Source organism: Bartonella sp. AA86SXKL, from assembly GCF_042196885.1.
Window position 1 is genome coordinate 1 of sequence record NZ_JBHIRE010000131.1, and the last position, 1,110, is coordinate 1,110.

Genomic DNA, 1,110 nt, shown 5'->3' on the forward strand with positions numbered 1-1,110 from the left:
CTTTCACTCAAGAACAACAGAAAGAAATTTTATCAAACTCTCCTAAACTAAGAACACAGGTAAAGGCTTATTCTCAAAAACTCCATAACCGTCTCTCACCAAGTGATCTTCAGGCTATAAGTGAAAGATCTCATACAAAACTTGCTGAAAGTCTTGGCACATCAGTAAATCAAGCAGAAGAAATTGCACAAATCCTCACACAAACAAAAGACGTTGTCCAGATTCTTCAACAGCAGGAAAAACTTGGTCTGTATCAATCTATCATGAAAGGTGATGGCAAAGAGACTGCAAAAGTCAGCATGTCAGCAATTAAGGCAACGGAAGTTACAACAAAGTTCGAAGCATCCAAAGCAGTAGAACAGGCAGTTCGACCGCCAAAAGTTGAAACCGCAAAAGTAGTTTCAGTATCTTTCACTCAAGAAACGCAAAAAATGCTTATTGAAAAAGAAACACTTCCACCTCGTAGTTACGTGGACGTTGCTTCAAAGATTCGAGAAAGTGAAGTCGTTAAAAGCAGCATGCAAAAAATTAAAACTTTGTGTAGTGTTGTTTATGGCAATCCCGATATTTTGGAAGGCAAAATGCCGAAGATGGGAATTCCAGTGACAAATAAGAATGTCGAGGAGTTAGAAAAGTTCGCGCGCCAGGTTGGAAACTTTCCATCCTCTTGTGGTAAGATCGTTGGCTTCAGTTTTTTGGGGATAAAAAGTGAAGCACGTGCCCATGCTGAAGAGAATTTTTTGCCCTTAAGCCATGCTATTGTTAGTTACACACATAATGTAAAACAAGCAGAAAAGGATATTCTAGAAGCCTATTTTAAGGAACAAGAACGCTGTGCACAGTCGGTAGAAACACCCAGTGAAGAGATAACAAATCTACTTTCTTTCACTCAAGAACAACAGAAAGAAGTTTTATTAACCTCTCCTGAACTGAGAACACAGGTAAAGGCTTATTCTCAAAAACTCTATGACCGTCTCTCACCAAGTGATCTTCAGGCTATAAGTGAAAGATCTCATACAAAACTTGCTGAAAGTCTTGGCACATCAGTAAATCAAGCAGAAAAAAGTGCACAAATCCTCACACAAACAAAAGACGTTGTCCAGATTCTTC

Annotated in this window: 1 pseudogene; it reads left to right on the plus strand. The window is 38.9% G+C overall.

Annotated elements, in window-relative coordinates:
- Positions 1-1,110 (plus strand): annotated as a pseudogene (gene bepG / locus ACFIO5_RS10450) (T4SS effector BepG); the annotation flags it as partial.